Below are 17889 nucleotides of genomic sequence, written 5' to 3'. Positions count from 1 at the left end.
GGTCGTGCTGCAGAATCGCTGGCCGAGGCCAGAACCTGCGTGAGATGGGAAATAACCGAATGCATGTGACCGACACCGATGTGATCATCGTGGGTGCGGGCCCGACCGGGTTGATGCTGGCCGCCGAGCTGCGTCTGAGCGGTATGCGACCGCTGGTGTTGGAGCGCAAGTCGCAGCCCCGAGACATCCCGAAGGCCGGTGGTATCGGCGGGCGGATCCTGGAACTGCTGCGCTATCGCGGCCTGCTGGAACGCTGTGAAGCAGCCAATACCGACCCCATCCCGGCTCCCCGCTTCCCGTTCGGCGGTGTGCACGTGGACTTGACGCGCCTGCCTGATCCACCGCTGCACGCGCTGCCGCTGCCACAGCAGCGGTTGGAGGGTGTGCTCGCCGAACGGGTCACCGAACTGGGCGTAGACATCCACCGTGGACACGAGGTGGTCGGGGTGAGCCAGGACGACGCCACGGTCACCGCGGACGTGCACGGGCCGGACGGACCGTACCGAGTGACCGCCCGATACCTGGTGGGCTGCGACGGTGGGCACAGCCGGATCCGCGATATGGCGGGCATCGCATTCCCCGGCACCACATATCCGGAGGTCAACCGGCTGGTCCAGGTCACCGTGCACGATTCGGTGACCGTGCTCGACAACGGTGACCTCGATGTCCCTGGGTTCGGCACGATCCGTGCGGGATTCACGCAGACAGACCGAGGTATGTTCGCGAACGGGTCGACCACCCCCGGACTGCTCGGGCTCTTCACCACCGAAGACGAGTCCACCGAATACGACGACGACGAACCGATGACCCTGGCCGAGTTCCAGGACAGTGTCCGCCGGGTGCTCGGCGCGGATCTACCACTGGGAGAACCGATTCGGCTGTCGCGCTTCACCTTCAAGGATCGACTGGCCGAACGGTACCGCGCCGGACGGATCCTGCTGGCCGGCGATGCGGCCCACCTGTTCCCCGCCACGGGTGTGGCGATCAATGCGGGCATGCTCGACACGGTCAACCTGGCCTGGAAACTGGCCGCCGACATCGAGGGCTGGGCGCCGGACGGTCTGCTGGACAGCTACCACGACGAACGCCACCTCGCCGGCGCGCGGACACTGCTGCACACTCGGGCCCAGGTGGCATTGCGGCGCGGACAAGATCCGGCCGCCGAAGCGCTGCGGCAGGTCTTCCAGGAACTGCTTCTCGACGAGCAGCCATTGCGCCGTGTGGGAGCGCTCATCGCGGGCACCGATATCCGCTACCCGCTACCCAATCCCAACGAACACCCCTTGACCGGCGCCTTCGCACCCGACCTCACCCTGTACACCGACCAAGGCGCCACCAGTGTCGCGGAACTCATGCACACCGCACGACCGATCCTGCTCGTCCTCGCCGATCGGCCGGAGCTGCGCGAGATCGCCCGCGACTGGCAGCATCGCGTCGAAATCCACACCGCCGAAACCGATCACCGTCCGGCCGACGCTCTGCTGATCCGCCCGGACGCTTACGTCGCCTGGGCCGCAACCATCGACGAGCCGACCGACACCGCCGAGCCCGCGCTGCGCGCGGCGCTGTCCGACTGGTTCGGCGCACCCCTGAAAACGCCGGTCGATCAGCACGGCTGATCGACCGGCGTCAGCGAGATGAACTGACACTGCTCCCGCTGTCACCCACCAGCGGGAGCAGTGTCGTCGCGCAACATCTGTTGGGTCGATCCCGGATCGCACACCAGCACCGCACCGAACGGGCCGAGCCGTATCCGCGCCGCCCCGTCGCCGCCCGACGGCAACGATGCGAGGAATCCCAGCGGATCCCGCATCAGCGGCAACACGTGCCCCGCGAGCGGAAATCCCTTGGGTGCCTGTGGAACCGGACTCGAAACGATCTCCGATGTTGCCACGCGTTCCATTCCGGCGGTGGACGGCAGATGAACAGTCGGTTTCCTAAAAGTGTTGCCACGCAACATTAGTTGCGTCATGCTGAGGGGCATGGCCAGACGGTCGAAGAGGCGGCCGGTCCGGCCGAGGTGGGGATCCGAGGATCCGAAGGGGTGCTGTCCGCGCCCCGGTATGTCCCATGCAATTCGTTGGCGGCGACGCGTCGGCTTGGTGCTGGCCGTCATCTTCGTCCTATTCGTCTTTCCCGGACTCGTCGGCGCGGTGGCCAATGCGCAGTACCTGGCCGTGGCGACCGGCAGCGGTGTCTCCGAAATCGACGGCCTCAGCTGGATGCATATCCGCGATTCGTCCGGGGTGCCGCTGGCGAACTACGCCTTCGCGACCGACCACGGCGGGGTGCTGGACCCGGGCTCGACGATCCTCTGGGCGATCCTCGGCTTCGAATTCATCGGCTATATCGCCATCGTGACGACCGCGATCTGGTTGATCGGCAATGCGCTGAGCTTCCAGTGGCTCAATATGTTCGGCTCGGCATTGACCGGCGTCGCGGATCGGCTGACCGGTCAGATCGCGACACCGATGCTGCTGATCACGGCCGCTACGATCGGCGCGTTCTGCGTCGCCTGGTTCTGGTTGCGTGGCTATCACGCCAAGGCGATGCTGCAGATCGTCACGATGCTCGGTGTCGCGGTGCTCGGTCCGGTATTCCTGGCTGAGCCACTCGGCGATGTGCTGTCCTCGGACGGATTGCTCGCCAAGGGCAGGGATTTGGGAATTTCGGTCGCGGCCGGGCTGAACGGCAACAACAACCCGAATCCGAACCAACTGGTGACGACCATGCAGCGCGATCTGGCGGACAACTTCGCCCGCCGCCCGGTGCAGGTGTGGAATTTCGGGCATGTGGTCGACGAGCAACCGGCCTGCCGGTCGGTCTGGTCCACGGGGATGACCGCGGGCGATGACGAACGGGTCCGCAAGGGCATGCAGAGCTGCGGTGATTCCGCCGCCTACGCCAAAGCCCAGAATCCGACCATGGGTCAGGTCGGTACCGGTCTGATGCTCTTGATCTGCGGCGGCATCCTGTTGGCCTTCGCGGTGGTGCTCGGCATCAGGGTCATCAAGGCGGCACTGGACGCGATCTACCACGGGTTCATGTCGATATTCGGTTTCGCCGCAGGCGGATTCGTCTACGGACCGACGCAGACCTTTCTGGTCCGCAATCTCGTCGACAGCATTGTCGCGGCGGGCCGAATGACCGCGTACACCATCTTCCTCGGCATCTACGTGCTGTTCATGGGCAATCTGTTCGCGCAGGCGAAGGGACAGACCATGGCGGTGATCGTCATCGCCGGCACCGTCGAGATAGTCGCCATCTCCCAGCTCAAACGCCTGAACCGCAGCCTCAGCCGGGGTAACGACTGGATCGCCAACCGGTTCGCGCTGGCGATTCAGGGGTCTGGAGCGCGGCCCGGGGGTGGAGGTGGCGGGGGATCGGCACTCGGCATGGGTGATGCTCGGGCCGGCGGTTCGCTGCACGGCGGCCTGATGTCCGGGATGGGCATGCTGAACACGATCAATGCGTCGCCCGCGACCGCGTGGCTCCTTGGTGCCACGGTGGCCCCCTTGAACCCGCTGTCGCGCAGGAAGAAGCGGATGGATCTCAACAACATCGCCGTCTCGCCGATGGTGCGGCAATTGCAGGAGTACAACCACGCTGGCCGCGGGAACTGGCGGGTCAAGGCCGCCGGGCGGTTGGATGGAATAGGCGGCGGAATCAGGTCCGCTCTCGGTGTCGGAAATGTTCTGGACGGTCTGGGCGATAGCAAGGTCCCGGACTCGATGATCGCTCCGATTCTGCTGGCGATGGGTGCGACCGATCAGCAGGTGATCGATGCCCAGCGCGCGTTGGCCGTCCAGAAGGCCAGCATGAAAGACTACAACCCGAACGGCTTCGCGCCCTTACAGAAGGCGCTCGCCGCAGGGTACGCGGTGGAGAACCATCAGGGCGTCGCCGCGCTGCCGGCCTTCGCGTCGCAGGCCGTGGTCGCTGCGGACAACTTCGTGCGGCACTCCACTGCACCGATGAACCCGAACGCCGTAGATCACCAGTTCGTGCAGCGGGTCATGAACAGCAACGAACATCAGCTCAGAACCATCACCCCGGACGAATGGCGCAACGTCGGGCGCGACACTCGCCAACACATCGGACGGCGACTGGCGCTCGAGCACCAGGAAGCGGCCACGAACTACTACCATCAGCAGAACGACCCGATTCTTCTTCAGGCGTTGCAGCGGTCGACCCGGCAACTGGCCAACTTCAACGCCTTCGATCCGAATGGCGGACCCAACCCATGGTCTTCGTAGGCGGGCGTGCATGCCACCTCGCCGCTCGACAAGGAGATCCATTCGCATAGACCCCAAGCCTTCGAGAAACCTGTGGGTTGAACGTGATTGCCCGGGGGCACTAGAACCAGACAGGCCGTCAGTTATTGTGACGGCCTATCGTTCGAGTACCCCGAATAATCGCGAGGCTCACCGTGCAGGACAGCGCTCCCACCACCTATCAGGAACTACGCGCCCTCCTGCAGCAGCGCCTGCCCGAACTGGCCGATGGCCAACAGCGCATAGCCAGGCTGGTATTGGACGATCCGGAGGGAACCGCATTCCGCAGCATCGGCCAGAGCGCCGAACTCGCGGGCGTGCACCGTTCCTCGCTGGTGCGTTTCGCGACCATGCTGGGGCTACCCGGTTATCCGGGCCTGGTCCAACTCTGCCGCAGACAACTCGCCGCCGAGGCGTATCTGGTGCGTAGACCCGCCGACGCGCCACCGCCGAGCTCGAACGACGAGTTCTTCACCGCGATAACCGAATACGACACCAACAATATGTCCCGTACCTTCGCGCGGATCGATCGCGGCGACTGGGATCGGGCGGTCGAGACGCTGGCGCATGCCTCGACCGTGCACGTCATCGGGCTGCGTCGCTGTCTCGCGATCGCCTATGCCGCCACCTACCAGCTGCAACTGGTGCGCCACCGGGTCCGCCAGCTCGGGGCGACCGCCCGGGTGCTGACCGACGAACTGCGCGATATCGGACCCGGCGACGCACTCATCGCGGTATCGATCCGGCGCTATAGCAGTGACACCGTCCGTGCGGTCGAATCGGCACGCCGCCGCGGCGCCACCACCATCGCACTGACCGATGACGCGTCCTCCCCGCTGGCCCGCATCGCCGATGTGACCTTCTATACCGGGACCGGCTCGCTCACCGTTCTGCGCTCCCTGACCGCCTTCACCGCCCTGGTGCACGCCCTGGTCACCGCCGTCGCGATGCGCCTGGGATCCGTCGGTGCCGATACCGACATCCTCGACGATCAATTGCTCGACTAGTCGCGCCGTTTGCCGGTGCTGTCCCCGGGTACCGCTGGGGTATGACGCCAAGCCATGATCTCCGGGGGCTCGGATTGCCCGAAACGATCTCGGTGGCGCTGTTCGACCTCGACGGTGTGTTGACCGATACCGCGGCGGTGCACCGGCGGGCGTGGAAGGCGGTCTTCGACGAGTTTCTGGCCGGTCGCAGCCCCGGCCCGTTCCACCCGTTCACCGATGCGGACTATCTGGGCTACGTGGACGGCCGCTCGCGGGCGGACGGTATCCGGGAGTTCCTGAAGTCGCGCGGGATCACGCTGCCGGAGGGGGAACCCGATGCGGGGGAGGGGGAGCCGACCGTGCAGGGGCTCGGTAATCGGAAGAATCGGCTGCTCCTGTCGTTCCTCGAACGCGACGGGGTGCATGTCTATCCGGGGTCGCTGGCCTATCTGAACGGGGCACGCGCGGCCGGGTTGCGGACGGGTGTGGTTACCGCTTCGGCGAATGCCCATGAGGTGTTGGCGGTCGCGGATCTGACCCGATTCGTCGATGTGTGTATCGACGGGGTCGAGATCGCCGGCCGCGGCCTGCGCGGCAAACCCGCGCCGGACGCATTTCTCGCGGCCGCGGAGGCACTGGACGCCAAGCCGGAACAGGCCGCGGCGTTCGAGGATGCCATCGCCGGGGTGACGGCCGGTCGGGCCGCGGACTTCGGATATGTGGTCGGCGTCGATCGAGTGCGTGATGGCACGCAGGCTGAGGCATTGCGTCGGGCGGGTGCGGATGTGGTCGTCACCGATCTGGCCGAGCTCGGGCCACCGCAATGACTATCGACTGCCGTGGCTTCGAGATCGCGCCATGGCACTTGCGTTGGTGTGGACTGGATCTCGAGGCATTGCACCGAACCGAGTCGATCTTCGCGCTCGCCAACGGACATCTCGGGCTGCGCGGCACTTTTGAGGAGGGGGAGCCGGTCGGCAAGCCGGGGACCTACCTCAACGGCTTCTACGAGAAACGCCAATTGCCTTATGCCGAAGCGGGATACGGCTATCCGGAGGAGGGTCAGACCCTCGTCAATGTGACCGACGGGAAGATCATCCGGCTGCTCGTCGAGGACGAGCCGATGGATATGCGCTACGGCGAGGCCGTCGAACACGAACGGGTACTGGACTTCCGGTCTGGCACGCTGCGGCGCAACACGGTCTGGACCTCGCCGACCGGTCGGTGCGTACGCATCCGCTCGGAGCGGCTGGTGTCGTTCACCGAACGCGCCCTGGCCGCGATCCGTTACGAGGTCGAACCGCTCGACGACGATCTCGAACTGGTCATCCAATCGGATCTGCTTGCCAATGAACCGGTGCCGACCTCGCACAACGATCCTCGGCTCGCCGCCGCACTCGACCACCCACTGGTGGCGGACTTCTGCGCGGCCCGCGATTTCGCCGCGGTGCTCGTCCACCACACCCGGCGCTCCGGGCTGCACATGGCCGCGGCTATGGACCACGAACTCGAGGTCGACGCGACCCCGCGTTGTGGTGTGCACGCCGAGGAGGATCTGGCGCGCTTGACGATCGCGGTCGATGTCGCGAAGGGCCAGCGCGTGCGGTTGACGAAGTATCTCGGCTACGGATGGTCGAGTCGACGCTCGGTACCGGCGCTGCGGGCCCAAGTGGACGCGGCATTGGCCGCGGGCCTGGAGACCGGCTGGGATACGTTGCTGGCCAGGCAGCGCGAGTACCTGGACAACTTCTGGTCCACCGCCGACATCGAGATCGACGGGGATCCGGAACTCCAGCAGGCCGTCCGATTCGCGCTGTTCCACGTACTGCAGGCGGGTGCACGCGGTGAGACCCGCGCGATACCGTCCAAGGGGCTGACCGGGCCGGGCTATGACGGCCATTCATTCTGGGACACCGAGACTTTCGTATTGCCGGTATTGACCTACACGATGCCGGTGGCGGCGGGCGACGCATTGCGTTGGCGGCACGCCACCCTCGACCGGGCCCGTCAGCGCGCACACGAACTCGGCCACACCGGAGCGATGTTCCCGTGGCGCTCCATCAACGGCGACGAGGGTTCCGGCTACTGGCCGACCGGTACGGCGGCGGTGCACGTCAATGCCGATATCGCCGATGCGGTGGTCCGATATCTCGCCGCGACCGGCGATGAGCATTTCGAAAGAGGCTGCGGTGTCGAGCTTTTGGTGGAGACCGCGCGCTCGTGGGTGAGCCAGGGCCATTACGACACGGCGGGGAACTTCCGGATCGACGGCGTGACCGGTCCCGACGAATACTCCGCACTCGCCGACAACAACATCTATACGAATCTGATGGCGCAGCGGAACCTCGACGAAGCCGCCGAAGCCTGTGTGCGCCAACCGGATATCGCCGAGCGGTTGGCGGTCGACGCGGAGGAGATCCGCGGCTGGCGCGATCGCGCCAAATGTATGTACCTGCCCTATAACGAGGAACTGGGGGTGCATGAGCAATCCGAGGGCTTCACCGAACATGCCCGCTGGGACTTCGCCGCGACTCCGCCGGAGAAGTATCCGCTGATGCTGCACTACCCGTACTTCGATCTGTATCGCAAGCAGGTCGTCAAACAGGCCGACCTGAGCTTGGCAATGTACTTGTGCCCCGACGCTTTTACCTCCGAGCAGAAGGCACGCAACTTCGATTACTACGAGGCATTGACCGTCCGCGATTCCTCGCTGTCGGCCGCCGGCCAGTCCATCATGGCCGCCGAGGTCGGCCACCTCTCGCTCGCCTTCGACTATTTCGCCGAAGCCGCACTGACCGACCTGCACGATCTGCATCACAATGTCGCCAACGGCCTGCATATGGCCTCACTCGCCGGAGCATGGCTCTGCTGCGTCTTCGGCTTCGGCGGCATGCGTGACCACGGTGGTGAATTGAGTTTCGCACCACGACTTCCCGCGAATATCGAGCGCCTGGCATTCCGGATCATCTGGCGCGGCAGTGGTATAGCCGTCGAGATCACCGGCGATTCCGCGACTTACCGATTGCTGTCCGGAGCTTCGGTCGTCCTGTGTCATCACGGTCGCTTTACGACGCTCGGCAATGTCGCGGTGACGCTGCCGATTCCACGGCAATCCGATCGACCCGAGCCATTGCTACCCGAGGGGCGGGCGCCGTATCGGCGGGGGTAGCGGTACGAAGGAGCGGGCATGCCATCGTTCACCGAATCCGAGTACTGGTTGGGCAGACTGGTTTTCCAGCACGGTCTGGCCGTCATCTATCTGATCGCCTTCGTCGCGGCGGCGCGGCAGTTCCGGGCACTCATCGGCGCGAAGGGGATGTTGCCGGTGCCCCGTTTCGTCCGGCGGGTCGAATTTCGCCGGGCGCCCAGCATCTTTCATTTCCACTATTCGGACCGGTTCTTCGCCGTGATCGCGTGGTCCGGTGCCGCACTATCGGCCGCGGTGGTGGCGGGTGCGCTGAATCTGGTGCCGCTGTGGGCGGCGATGCTGATGTGGGCGGTGCTGTGGGCGCTGTACCTGTCGATCGTCAATGTGGGGCAGGCGTGGTATGCGTTCGGATGGGAGTCGCTGCTGCTGGAGGCCGGATTCCTGGCGATCTTCCTCGGCAATGATCGGGTCGCGCCGCCGGTGCTGGTGTTGTGGTTGGCGCGGTGGCTGCTGTTCCGGGTGGAGTTCGGCGCCGGTCTGATCAAGATGCGTGGCGATTCCTGCTGGCGCGATCTGACCTGCCTGTACTACCACCACGAGACCCAGCCGATGCCCGGCCCGCTCAGCTGGTTCTTCCACCGCCTGCCCAAACCGCTGCATCGGGTGGAAGTGGCGGCCAACCACTTCGCCCAACTCGTTGTGCCCTGGGGACTTTTCGCGCCGCAGCCGGTAGCGAGCGTGGCCGCCGCGTTCATCATCGTCACGCAGCTGTGGCTGGTGCTTTCCGGCAACTTCGCCTGGTTGAACTGGGTGACGATCGTATTGGCCACCACCGTGATCGATGTGTCCTCGGCGAAAGCGATACTGCCCGTGCCGGACCCGCCGTCTATGTCCGGGGCGCCACCGTGGTTCGCCGGTCTGGTGCTCGCGTGCACCGTCGTGGTGGTGTTGCTGAGCTACTGGCCCGCCCGCAATCTGCTTTCGCGCCAGCAGCGGATGAATGCCTCCTTCAACCCCTTGCACCTGGTCAATACCTACGGCGCGTTCGGCAGTATCGGCCGCACCCGCGAGGAGGTGGTGTTCGAGGGCACCGACGAGGAGGAGATCACCGACCAGACATTGTGGCGGGAGTACGAGTTCAAGGGTAAGCCGGGGGATCCGCGCCGATGGCCACGGCAATGGGCGCCGTATCACCTCAGGCTGGACTGGCTGATGTGGTTCGCCGCGATCTCCCCGTCCTACGCCCGTAGCTGGTTGCTCGCCTTCGTCGAGCGACTGCTGCGCAACGACCCTGCGACGCTGCGACTACTGCGCAGCTGCCCCTTCCCCGACTCGCCACCGACATATGTGCGGGCGCGAATCTACCTGTATCGCTTTGCAACTCGCGCCGAACTCCAGCAGGAGCACATGCTGTGGCGGCGCACCCTGGTCGGTGAGTACCTCCCGCCGATGGCGCTGAGTCAGTAGTAGCTACGGCCGGCGGGGCCGCCGGAGGCCGACCAGACCTCGGTGATCAGCCCAGCGGTGACGCGCAGGATATCGGTGCCGCTCACCTCGACCTGCTCGCCATCCGGTCCGGTGAACGCCGCACCGTACGGCCTGGCCACGAACCCCGTTCGGGTGTCATCCATTTCGACGACCGGCTCGCCCTGGGTGGTGAATCGGATTCCGGGACGCTGCGCGCGGAATCCGGCGACCTTGGCGGCCAGGGTCTGTGGGTCGCGGATTGTGTCGTACTCGCTCGCGCCCGGCTGGGCATAGCGGAGGGTGAATTCGGGGGCCATGATCTTGTTCGCGAGCGGCAGGTCGCCGTTCCACATCGCGGTCCATTCGTCGAACAGGGTGATGCCCAAGTCACGCACCATAACTCCTCAATAGTCTCATTGATACGGTCTCTATGGCACTAACTTATAGTCTCGGTGAGACGGTGTCAATGAGATGGAGGAGCCATGGCGGATCTGGGGCCGCAGGACCACATCGTGCTGGGGCTCATCGCCCGGCACGGACCGCTCACGCCCTACGAGCTGAAGGCCCGTCTCGAGGAAAGCGTCGACTACTTCTGGCCGGTGCCGCACGCGCAGCTCTATCGGATTCCCGTGCGCCTGGCCGAACAGGGCCTACTCGACGAGGAAACCGAGCAGGGTGGGCGGCGGCGTCGACTCTTCCATCTGACGGCCGAGGGAAGGGCCGAACTGAAGCGCTGGCTCGCCGATCCGCAGAGCCCACCCGCCGAGACGCGGGATCCGGCGCAGCTCAAGCTCTTCTTCGCGGATCTGGGCGCTCCGGGCGATGTGGTGGCACTGGCGAACAGTGAGGCCGCGGAGCATCGTCGCCTGCTCGAGTTGTACCGATCGCTGTACGCCGATATCGACGCGAGCGACAAGGTGCGCGCGCTCTCGCGTGCGCGCCTTCTGCGGCTCGGCATTCTGCACGAACAGGCCTATCTCGAGTTCTGGGAGGACCTCGCCGCCGACCCCGGATATCAGGACCGGCGGCGGAAGTAGCGGGAGTCAGGCGCGGCGGGCGCGCTTGACGAAGCGGACGCTGAGGGCGATCAGCGGGGTGAAGAAGATGACCGATAGGACCGGCGAGAGCCAGGCCATGGTGTGGATGGGGAGTTGGTAGGCCAGCAGGACGCGGACCGTGGCTTCGGCGACAAGGCCGACACCCCAGGCCATGGCCAGGGTGCTGAAGCCGCGGCGCTTGGCCGGGTTCGCCTGGTAGGACGCCTCGAATTCGGCGAGTTCGGCCGGTCCGGCGGCCGCGAGTGCCTTGCGCGCGGACAGGTAGGTCAGCGGTTTGCCGACCACGGTGCTGATCAGGAAGGCGATACCGACGATCGCGGTGCCCGCGGAATCCTTGACGATCATCATGCGGGGATCGCCGCTGATGAGCGAACCGATCAGACCGAAGGCGAAGACGCCGAGCATGATCGCGGCGAACGGCTCGAGGCGCCGCGTTCGGATCGTCTCGATGATCAGCACCGCACCCGAGAACAGGGTGCCTGCGAGCAGGCCGGTGAAGTCGCTGTAGCCGAGGCCGGTCAGCAGGAAGTACGCGCCGATGGGCACCGCGACATCGCGGGCGATCGGGGCCGATTCGCGGATCAAGCTGAAGCGCGGCGCGGCGGTCGGCTCCGCCGCGGGCTGTGCGGTGGTCGTCATTACGGGTGCTCCTAGCTGGTGATTCGGCTGTGCACTACGCGAAATGACGTTACGGATCGGCGCTCGGCTACGAATCTGCCAACCATCACGGGTCCGGCATGACAACTGTCATGCCCGGCGCCTACCGATGTAACTGCCGGATCGGTCTGCCTGCGAGCATGCGCACGAGGAGTACGGCGAAACGTAAGTGGCCCAGTGCCTCTCGCTTCGTGAAGGCTACCGACCATACCGTTTTCGTACCCGCCGAGGGCAGCGGGCGATGGTCGAATCGGTCCGCCAGCCAGTTCATGGTGACCGGCGCGCCGATGAACAGCAGCGGCATATGCAGGCTGAGGCGGTCGCGCAGATAGTGCACATGCGCGCCGCGGACCGTGTAGCGGGCAACGTGCTGGTCGATGTCGCCGACGGCGATCAGCTCATCGTTCACGCCCTGGATGACCAGCATCGGCATGGCAGGCGCCTGCACACCGGGACGGATATCGGCCATGATCTGTTGCAGGCCGGGTTCGGCGAGCAGGTCGGCGAAGGTGCGGTGGCTGTAATCGTCGACGTTTTTGCCCATCAAGCGGAACAGCAGATGCAGTGTGGTCCGCGATTCGGCATCGGTGAGCAGATCGAGGAATTCGGTCTTCACATGGGCGCGCAGGATGCGATCCAGATCCGCGTAGGCGCGGCGCAGTCCGGCCACGCACACCGTCGCGAAACCGGCGAAGAAGGTGCCGTTCAACCGCGCGAAGGCCGAACCTGGATCGCCGACCGGCGAGCCGGCGACCGCGCCGACGATATCGAGTTCCGGTGCGTAACCGGCGGCCAGTTCCGCGGCCCACGCCGTGGCGAGGCCGCCGCCCGAATAACCCCACAGCGCAACGGGAGTCGCCTCGCTCAGGCCGAGCGGTGCGAAGCGCAGGCTCGCCCGGATGGCGTCCAGGGATCGGTAGCCGGGTTCGCGCGGCACGCCGAAGTGTCCGGCCAGCCCGCCGTGATCGGGCACCGAGATCGCCCAGCCGCGGGCCAGCGCGTAGGTGATGACGGGTAGTTCGATCTGCGGAATCGAGCCGAGTGCCCGCGCGCCGCGCCGTAGTGCGTACGAAGGCAGACATTTCGAGCTGACGCCGTCGATGGCGCACTGGAACGAGACCAGCGGTCGCGGCTCGCGCGGGTCAGCGCCCCACGGCAGCAGCACCGTGGTCACCGCCGCCTCCGCGGTGCCGTGGAAGTTGCTGGTGCGGTACAGCAGCTGCCAGGCCGAAAACCGCAGTGGCACACGGCCGAACAGCGCCAGCTCGACCTTGCGTGTCCGCAGGATGGTGCCGGGGGCGAAGCGTGCGAATCCCGCGGGCGGCCGATAGAACCGATCCAGCTCCGGCTGTAGCGGCCGACCCGAACGAAACATTTCGGCAATCGGGTGCGCCGATTCCCATCCGGCGTCGGCCTGCACGCTCATTCCTGTACATCCTTTCGAGGGTGCACCGGCACGGTGTTTTATTTGAAATGACGCCGGAATACCGATACTCAACGTAGCAATGCGGAGGTGGGAAAATAATTGTCCCGAAGCACAATTGAGTCGGGTGTTTTTCTCCGACCCGCGGTGTTGCGGTGACCGCCGTCACCCGGTACGACATGAGAACGCGCAGGTGAGCAGCGTCATGCGAGATCTGCTGTCACTGCATGCCGACAAGAAGAATCCGCGAAAATCTTGTGTTCGGAGACAAATACCGAGCGGTTACGAGATTTATCGATAAATGGCCTCGTTGGGTAACGTGCAAGTCATGTCCGTTGTTCTTCCCCCGTTGTCCGGAGACGCGCCGATAGTCGCCCGACTGGTCCGTCGGTTACCCGAAATCGCCGAACGCATGCTCGCGGCGGGCCTGGGCTCCACGCCACCGGCCGCGGATCTGCCGGACGGGCATTTCACCGGCGAGGTGCTACCCGCGATCGCCGGATGCGGCCAGGCATTCCTGCGCGCGACCCAGGAGCAGCGGGTGTTCACCGGGGCCGAGGTGATCGAATTCGTCGGCCCGGTGGCCGAGCGACATGCCGAGGACCGGATTCCGTTGGGGCTGTTGATGCATGCCGTGCACGGCTCCGGTCAGGTGATCCTGCAGGAGGCGGCGGCGGTGGCCACGCCGGAGGATATGAACGATCTGATCGCCTTCGGCGCTCGGCTGCTCGATCTGCTGCGGGATATCAATGTCGCGGTAGTGGAGGCGTATACCGATGTGGAGCAGTCGATCTACCACGCCGAACGCGAGGCGCGCCGGGCGCTGTGCTCGGCGCTGTTGCGTGGCCAGCCTGCGGAGGAACTGGCCGCGCGCGCGGATGTCGTTCTCGCGGAACGCTATACGGTGCTCGCCATCCATATCCGCCCGGACGATCACCCGATCGTGGTCGCCGATCTGCTCACCCGTCGCCGAATCCGGGTGCTGCAGCGGGCATTGGACGGCATCGCCGGAACCAAGGCCTTGAGCACATTCGACGGCACGACCGGAATCGCGCTGCTGCCGAGCGGATCCGAATCCAAGGAGTACGAGCGGCTGGCCGCCGAACTCACCGAACAGTTCGGCGTCGATGTCTTCCTGGCCGAACGTCGAGCGGTCGAACGGGATCTGCTGCCGCATGCGGTGCAGGAGGCGACCGATCTGGCCGAACTGGCCCGGTTGCTCAACCGCCCGAGCGGGCTGTACGACCTGGATGATCTGCTGCTCGAGTATCAGCTGACCCGGCCGGGTCCGGCGCGGGACCGACTGGCCGACCGCATTGGCCCGCTGCTGTTGCGCTCGCACCTGTTCGAAGCACTGGAGGCGCATCTGCGCCACGGGTCCGATCGCAAGGCGGCTGCCGCCGAAGTGCATGTGCACCCCAATACCTTCAGCTACCGGCTCAAGCGCGTCGCCGAACTAACCGGTATCGATCCGAGTGAGCCCAATGGCTCGCGGCTGCTGGCGGCGGCGCTCACGGTGCATCGCTTCTATCCGGTGGGTGAGGCGGCGGAGGTTGTCGAGGGGGACTGATCGCTTTGGCGCGGGCACATCAGGCCCCGGCCACGCATCGAGGCCTGCTCGGATCCGCGCTGGGTTATCGCCGCGGTGGCGCCGCCGCCGACAGCCGTGCCGGGATGAACCGTGTACCGCGCTGAACCGTGAGGTGAGGGAGATACTTGGACCGCAACCGCCGCGGTCACGAATTCCGGGAGTTGCCTCATGTCGACGATCAACGGGTTACCCGCCCATGTATTGCTGGTGCACCTCATCGTGGTCTTCGTGCCGCTGACAGCGGTGCTGCTCATCGTGTCGGCGGTGTGGCCTGCGGCTCGTCGGCGGCTGATCTGGCTGGTCACGGCCCTGGCCGCGATCACTGTAGTGCTGACGCCGGTGACGACCGAAGCAGGTCAGTGGTTCCAGCACAAGCTCGGCGGATCCCCCGCCATCGATAAGCATGCCGACCTCGGCAACACGATGATCTACTTCGTGGTGCCGCTACTGCTCGTCACGGCGTTGCTCATCGTCGTCCACCTGCGCGACGAGCGTGGGCGTCCGGTGGGGCGCGTGGTCACCGTGCTGGCCGCGGTATTGGCGATTGCCGCAGGCGGTGCGGCGACCATCCAGGTGTACCGCGTGGGCGACTCCGGCTCGCATGCGGTGTGGGGTGCGCAAGCGCTGTAGCGCCTCGCGCGTCCAAAGATGAAGTTGTCCAGTGCAACTCGCGTAGCTTTCAAGGATGACGGTGCTAGTCGGGCTTGGTGAGGCCGAAGATGCGGGTGGCGTTGCCGGAGAGGAACAGGTCGCGGCATTCGTCGTCCAGGCCGAGGTCGTCGAGGCCCGCGAGGGCGCGCTGTGGCGGGATCATCGGGTAGTTGGTGCCGAAGAGGACCTTGCCGCGGCCGTGGGACTTCAGGTACGTCACCAGCTCCGGCGGATATCTGCGCACCGTGTAGGCGGAGGTGTCGATGTAGACGTTCGGGTATTTCGTCGCCATCGCGATCATTTCGGCGGTCCACGGATAGCCGATGTGGCCGCCGACGATAACAAGTTCGGGGAACTCCAGTGCGACATCGTCGAGATATGGAATCGGACGGCCGGTTTCGGAGGTGCGCAGCGGGCCGGTGTGCCCGACCTGCGTACAGAACGGGATGCCGAGGTCGACGCATTCGGCGTAGAGCGGGTAATAGCGCCGGTCGTTCGGCGGCAGGCCCCACAACCACGGCACGATTCGCAGCGCCTTCATCCCGAGTTCGGTGACCGCACGACGGAGTTCGCGCACCGCGACCATCGGTTTGCGCAGGTCCACCGATGCGACGCCGACCAAGCGCCCACCGGATTCCGCGACGAATCCGGCCACCTCGTCGTTGGAGATCAGCACACCCTCCGGCCCGTACCAGGCGCTGATCAATGCGGTATCGACACCGCCCGCGTCCATGGCGGCAAGCGTCGTCGAGACCGGCGGCGGCTGGTCCGGGATGGTGTCGCCGGTCCAGCGGCGCAGCGAGTCCAGCATTTCGTGCTGGAGCAGCCGTACCGTCGGATGCTGGGCCCACGCATCGATGATCGCCATCACGTCACTGTATGACGCCTCAGATAACGAAGGGAATCAAAGCCTTTCGATCGGCCGGATAGTCGGCGAACTTCTCGCGATACCACTTGTGCGTGGCGAATGCGCGCGGCACCAGATTCCCCGCAGTGATCAAGAAGATCACCACGCCCGCCAGGGACCAGGTGAGCAGGGCGAACCCGGCCCAGGCGATCAGTTCGGCGAGATACGCGGGGCTGCTGACGAAGCGGAAGCCCGCGCCGTGCGGGATGCGGTATTCGGTCGCACCCGGATTGTCCTTATCGCGCAGATTGCGCACGATCGATTCGGAGCTGACCAGCAGTGCGAAGCCGCCGAGGTAGATGACCAGACCGGTCAGGAAGCGCGCATCTATCAGCCAGTCGGTGCCGTACTGGTGCAGGTAGTCGTGGCTGAAGAGGGCGCCGTTGAGGTAGCCGTGCAGCGCTGTGACGAACATGCCCGCCGCGATCACCGAGACATTGAAGCTGCTGCGCTTGCCCGGGACCTGTCGGATCGACAGCGGGAAGAACCAGCCGCGGTTGCCGTAGTGCAGCAGCCAGATGGCCGCGAGCACCAGCGCAGTCGGCTCGAAGCGGTCGGGGCCGGTTAGATAGAACACCGCGAAGACAACCGTCGCGGGAATCTCCATCAACCACCAGCCGAGCTTCGGATTGAGGTTGAAGCCCATCTTGGTGGTACCGAAACGGCCGTAGGGACTCTGCGCGAAAAGGCCGCCGATCAGCACGAATGCCGCGAAGGTGAAGCCGATCGTCAGCCACGTGTCGTAGCCGGTGTTGCCGGTGTACCAGTCCATAGGCGTCCTTGTCGAGCAGGGCGCCGAGCACTTCTCACCGAACCCCCGGCGCCGAAATTAGAACATGTTCTACCATGTGACGCAGTAGCTAGGAGGAATTGTCATGCCGCTGGATTCCAGAGCCAAAGACCTGATCGCGGCCGTCCAGGCGTCACCGCGTGCGGTGGCGGCACACGACAAGGCGGCCTGGGTCGACCTGTTCACCGCCGATGCCACCGTCAATGATCCGGTCGGTTCCCGTCCGCATATCGGCCGCGCGGCGATCGAACGGTTCTACGACACCTTCATCGGACCCAACACCATCGCATTCCGGGTCGACCACGACTTCGTCGGCCTGTCGACCGTGGTCCGCGACCTGCTGATCCGCACCACCATGTCGACCGGCGCCACCGTCGCGGTGCCCATGCACCTGCGCTACGACCTCGTCGAGGACGACGGCGTCTGGAAGATCACCCGGCTGGCCGCTCATTGGGAGTTGGCCGCGATGATCGTGCAGTTACTGCGCACCGGACTGCCCGGGCTCGGCGCGGCGCTGAAATTGGGTCCGCAGCTGATCGCGAATCAGGGCTTCGACGGCATGCTCGGCATGATGCAGGCGCTGCGCGGTATCGGCCGATCGGGCAAACGCGCTGCGGCCCAGGTATTCTCGGCCGCGGCGGCCACTGATATCTCGCGGGTACGTCGCCTGCTCAGCGAGCGCACGATTATCGAACTTCCGGCCGGAACCAGGATTTCGTTGGAGGAGTTCACTAATCGGGCTCGGAATATGCAGTGGGACAAGATGATCGCCGCCGGACGCACGGTGAGCGCCAGTGTCCGGCTCGACTCGGCCCAAGGTGTCGCGTTCGTCGACTTCGCCCCTGACAGTCGTCGAATCACCGCTATCCGCATATTCATTCACTCGATCTAGAGGTGGTCCGCGGCGACGGTAAGCCGCCGCGGCCATCGTGACGAA

16 protein-coding genes are annotated in these 17889 nt (G+C 65.4%); 10 read left to right on the top strand and 6 right to left on the bottom strand.

The features are described 5' to 3' along the window. The first annotated feature begins 44 nt into the window (after positions 1-44). On the top strand, positions 45-1619 hold the full coding sequence (locus tag ACZ60G_RS00350) for an FAD-dependent monooxygenase (protein ID WP_465805981.1): 1575 nt from the start codon (positions 45-47) through the stop codon (positions 1617-1619). 41 nt (positions 1620-1660) lie between these two features. Here ACZ60G_RS00350 and ACZ60G_RS00345 read toward each other — a convergent pair whose 3' ends face one another. Further along, entirely contained in the window at positions 1661-1894 is a 234-nt protein-coding gene (locus ACZ60G_RS00345; protein WP_465805979.1) for a hypothetical protein, read from the bottom strand. 169 nt (positions 1895-2063) lie between these two features. Between ACZ60G_RS00345 and ACZ60G_RS00340 the strand changes: the two genes are divergently transcribed. From ACZ60G_RS00340 to ACZ60G_RS00320, 5 genes are all read left to right on the top strand, one after another. Further along, entirely contained in the window at positions 2064-4256 is a 2193-nt protein-coding gene (locus ACZ60G_RS00340; RefSeq protein WP_465805977.1) for a hypothetical protein, read from the top strand. 173 nt (positions 4257-4429) lie between these two features. Beyond that, positions 4430-5281 carry a MurR/RpiR family transcriptional regulator gene (locus tag ACZ60G_RS00335; RefSeq protein WP_465805975.1) on the top strand — a complete coding sequence of 284 codons (852 nt, stop codon included), beginning with the start codon at positions 4430-4432 and terminating at the stop codon, positions 5279-5281. A 41-nt stretch (positions 5282-5322) separates the two neighbouring features. Continuing rightward, positions 5323-6087 (top strand): HAD family hydrolase, encoded by a 765-nt coding sequence (locus ACZ60G_RS00330; RefSeq protein WP_465805973.1) that lies wholly within the window; start codon positions 5323-5325, stop codon positions 6085-6087. After that, the gene (locus ACZ60G_RS00325) at positions 6084-8429 is read left to right on the top strand and encodes a glycoside hydrolase family 65 protein (RefSeq protein ID WP_465805971.1); all 2346 of its coding nucleotides are present in this window, start codon (positions 6084-6086) and stop codon (positions 8427-8429) included. Before ACZ60G_RS00330 ends, ACZ60G_RS00325 begins: the two co-directional genes overlap by 4 nt. Positions 8430-8447: 18 nt before the next feature. Next, positions 8448-9875 (top strand): lipase maturation factor family protein, encoded by a 1428-nt coding sequence (locus tag ACZ60G_RS00320; protein ID WP_465805969.1) that lies wholly within the window; start codon positions 8448-8450, stop codon positions 9873-9875. On the opposite strand, the gene ACZ60G_RS00315 is transcribed toward ACZ60G_RS00320, so the two are convergent. Continuing rightward, complete coding sequence (locus tag ACZ60G_RS00315) at positions 9869-10273, bottom strand: nuclear transport factor 2 family protein (RefSeq protein ID WP_465805967.1); 405 nt, start codon at positions 10271-10273, stop codon at positions 9869-9871. The two genes, ACZ60G_RS00320 and ACZ60G_RS00315, sit on opposite strands and share 7 nt — an antisense overlap. A gap of 84 nt (positions 10274-10357) precedes the next feature. On the opposite strand from ACZ60G_RS00315, the gene ACZ60G_RS00310 reads away from it, so the two are divergent. After that, the gene (locus tag ACZ60G_RS00310) at positions 10358-10912 is read left to right on the top strand and encodes a PadR family transcriptional regulator (RefSeq protein WP_465805965.1); all 555 of its coding nucleotides are present in this window, start codon (positions 10358-10360) and stop codon (positions 10910-10912) included. A gap of 6 nt (positions 10913-10918) precedes the next feature. Here ACZ60G_RS00310 and ACZ60G_RS00305 read toward each other — a convergent pair whose 3' ends face one another. Further along, positions 10919-11572, bottom strand: a complete 654-nt coding sequence (locus ACZ60G_RS00305; RefSeq protein WP_465805963.1) for a VC0807 family protein — start codon at positions 11570-11572, stop codon at positions 10919-10921. A 121-nt stretch (positions 11573-11693) separates the two neighbouring features. Continuing rightward, a complete protein-coding gene (locus ACZ60G_RS00300) occupies positions 11694-13016 on the bottom strand; it encodes a lipase family protein (protein ID WP_465805962.1) in 1323 nt (440 codons plus the stop codon). A gap of 325 nt (positions 13017-13341) precedes the next feature. Between ACZ60G_RS00300 and ACZ60G_RS00295 the strand changes: the two genes are divergently transcribed. Together ACZ60G_RS00295 and ACZ60G_RS00290 are read left to right on the top strand one after the other, a co-directional pair. Then, the gene (locus ACZ60G_RS00295; protein WP_465805960.1) at positions 13342-14583 is read left to right on the top strand and encodes a PucR family transcriptional regulator; all 1242 of its coding nucleotides are present in this window, start codon (positions 13342-13344) and stop codon (positions 14581-14583) included. A 189-nt stretch (positions 14584-14772) separates the two neighbouring features. Then, positions 14773-15234 (top strand): DUF2231 domain-containing protein, encoded by a 462-nt coding sequence (locus ACZ60G_RS00290; protein WP_465805958.1) that lies wholly within the window; start codon positions 14773-14775, stop codon positions 15232-15234. Between the two features lie 64 nt (positions 15235-15298). On the opposite strand, the gene ACZ60G_RS00285 is transcribed toward ACZ60G_RS00290, so the two are convergent. Together ACZ60G_RS00285 and ACZ60G_RS00280 are read right to left on the bottom strand one after the other, a co-directional pair. Further along, on the bottom strand, positions 15299-16123 hold the full coding sequence (locus ACZ60G_RS00285; RefSeq protein WP_465805957.1) for an amidohydrolase family protein: 825 nt from the start codon (positions 16121-16123) through the stop codon (positions 15299-15301). Positions 16124-16142: 19 nt separating this feature from the next. Beyond that, positions 16143-16934: a phosphatidylethanolamine N-methyltransferase family domain-containing protein gene (locus ACZ60G_RS00280; protein WP_465805955.1), complete on the bottom strand. Its 792-nt coding sequence runs from the start codon at positions 16932-16934 to the stop codon at positions 16143-16145. Positions 16935-17037: 103 nt separating this feature from the next. Here ACZ60G_RS00280 and ACZ60G_RS00275 point away from each other — a divergent pair, with 103 nt between their 5' ends. Continuing rightward, the gene (locus ACZ60G_RS00275) at positions 17038-17844 is read left to right on the top strand and encodes a nuclear transport factor 2 family protein (RefSeq protein WP_465805953.1); all 807 of its coding nucleotides are present in this window, start codon (positions 17038-17040) and stop codon (positions 17842-17844) included. Positions 17845-17889 lie beyond the last annotated feature (45 nt).

The organism is Nocardia sp. NPDC102475 (assembly GCF_055584605.1).
This window is presented reverse-complemented; position numbering and strand designations above follow the sequence as displayed.

Coding starts and splice junctions, on each gene's coding strand:
- ACZ60G_RS00350 (WP_465805981.1), top strand. CDS start 45: ATGGGAAATAACCGAATGCATGTGACCGACACCGATGTGATCATCGTG.
- ACZ60G_RS00340 (WP_465805977.1), top strand. CDS start 2,064: ATGTCCCATGCAATTCGTTGGCGGCGACGCGTCGGCTTGGTGCTGGCC.
- ACZ60G_RS00330 (WP_465805973.1), top strand. CDS start 5,323: ATGACGCCAAGCCATGATCTCCGGGGGCTCGGATTGCCCGAAACGATC.
- ACZ60G_RS00325 (WP_465805971.1), top strand. CDS start 6,084: ATGACTATCGACTGCCGTGGCTTCGAGATCGCGCCATGGCACTTGCGT.
- ACZ60G_RS00320 (WP_465805969.1), top strand. CDS start 8,448: ATGCCATCGTTCACCGAATCCGAGTACTGGTTGGGCAGACTGGTTTTC.
- ACZ60G_RS00315 (WP_465805967.1), bottom strand. CDS start 10,273: ATGGTGCGTGACTTGGGCATCACCCTGTTCGACGAATGGACCGCGATG.
- ACZ60G_RS00310 (WP_465805965.1), top strand. CDS start 10,358: ATGGCGGATCTGGGGCCGCAGGACCACATCGTGCTGGGGCTCATCGCC.
- ACZ60G_RS00305 (WP_465805963.1), bottom strand. CDS start 11,572: ATGACGACCACCGCACAGCCCGCGGCGGAGCCGACCGCCGCGCCGCGC.
- ACZ60G_RS00300 (WP_465805962.1), bottom strand. CDS start 13,016: ATGAGCGTGCAGGCCGACGCCGGATGGGAATCGGCGCACCCGATTGCC.
- ACZ60G_RS00295 (WP_465805960.1), top strand. CDS start 13,342: ATGTCCGTTGTTCTTCCCCCGTTGTCCGGAGACGCGCCGATAGTCGCC.
- ACZ60G_RS00290 (WP_465805958.1), top strand. CDS start 14,773: ATGTCGACGATCAACGGGTTACCCGCCCATGTATTGCTGGTGCACCTC.
- ACZ60G_RS00285 (WP_465805957.1), bottom strand. CDS start 16,123: ATGGCGATCATCGATGCGTGGGCCCAGCATCCGACGGTACGGCTGCTC.
- ACZ60G_RS00280 (WP_465805955.1), bottom strand. CDS start 16,934: ATGGACTGGTACACCGGCAACACCGGCTACGACACGTGGCTGACGATC.
- ACZ60G_RS00275 (WP_465805953.1), top strand. CDS start 17,038: ATGCCGCTGGATTCCAGAGCCAAAGACCTGATCGCGGCCGTCCAGGCG.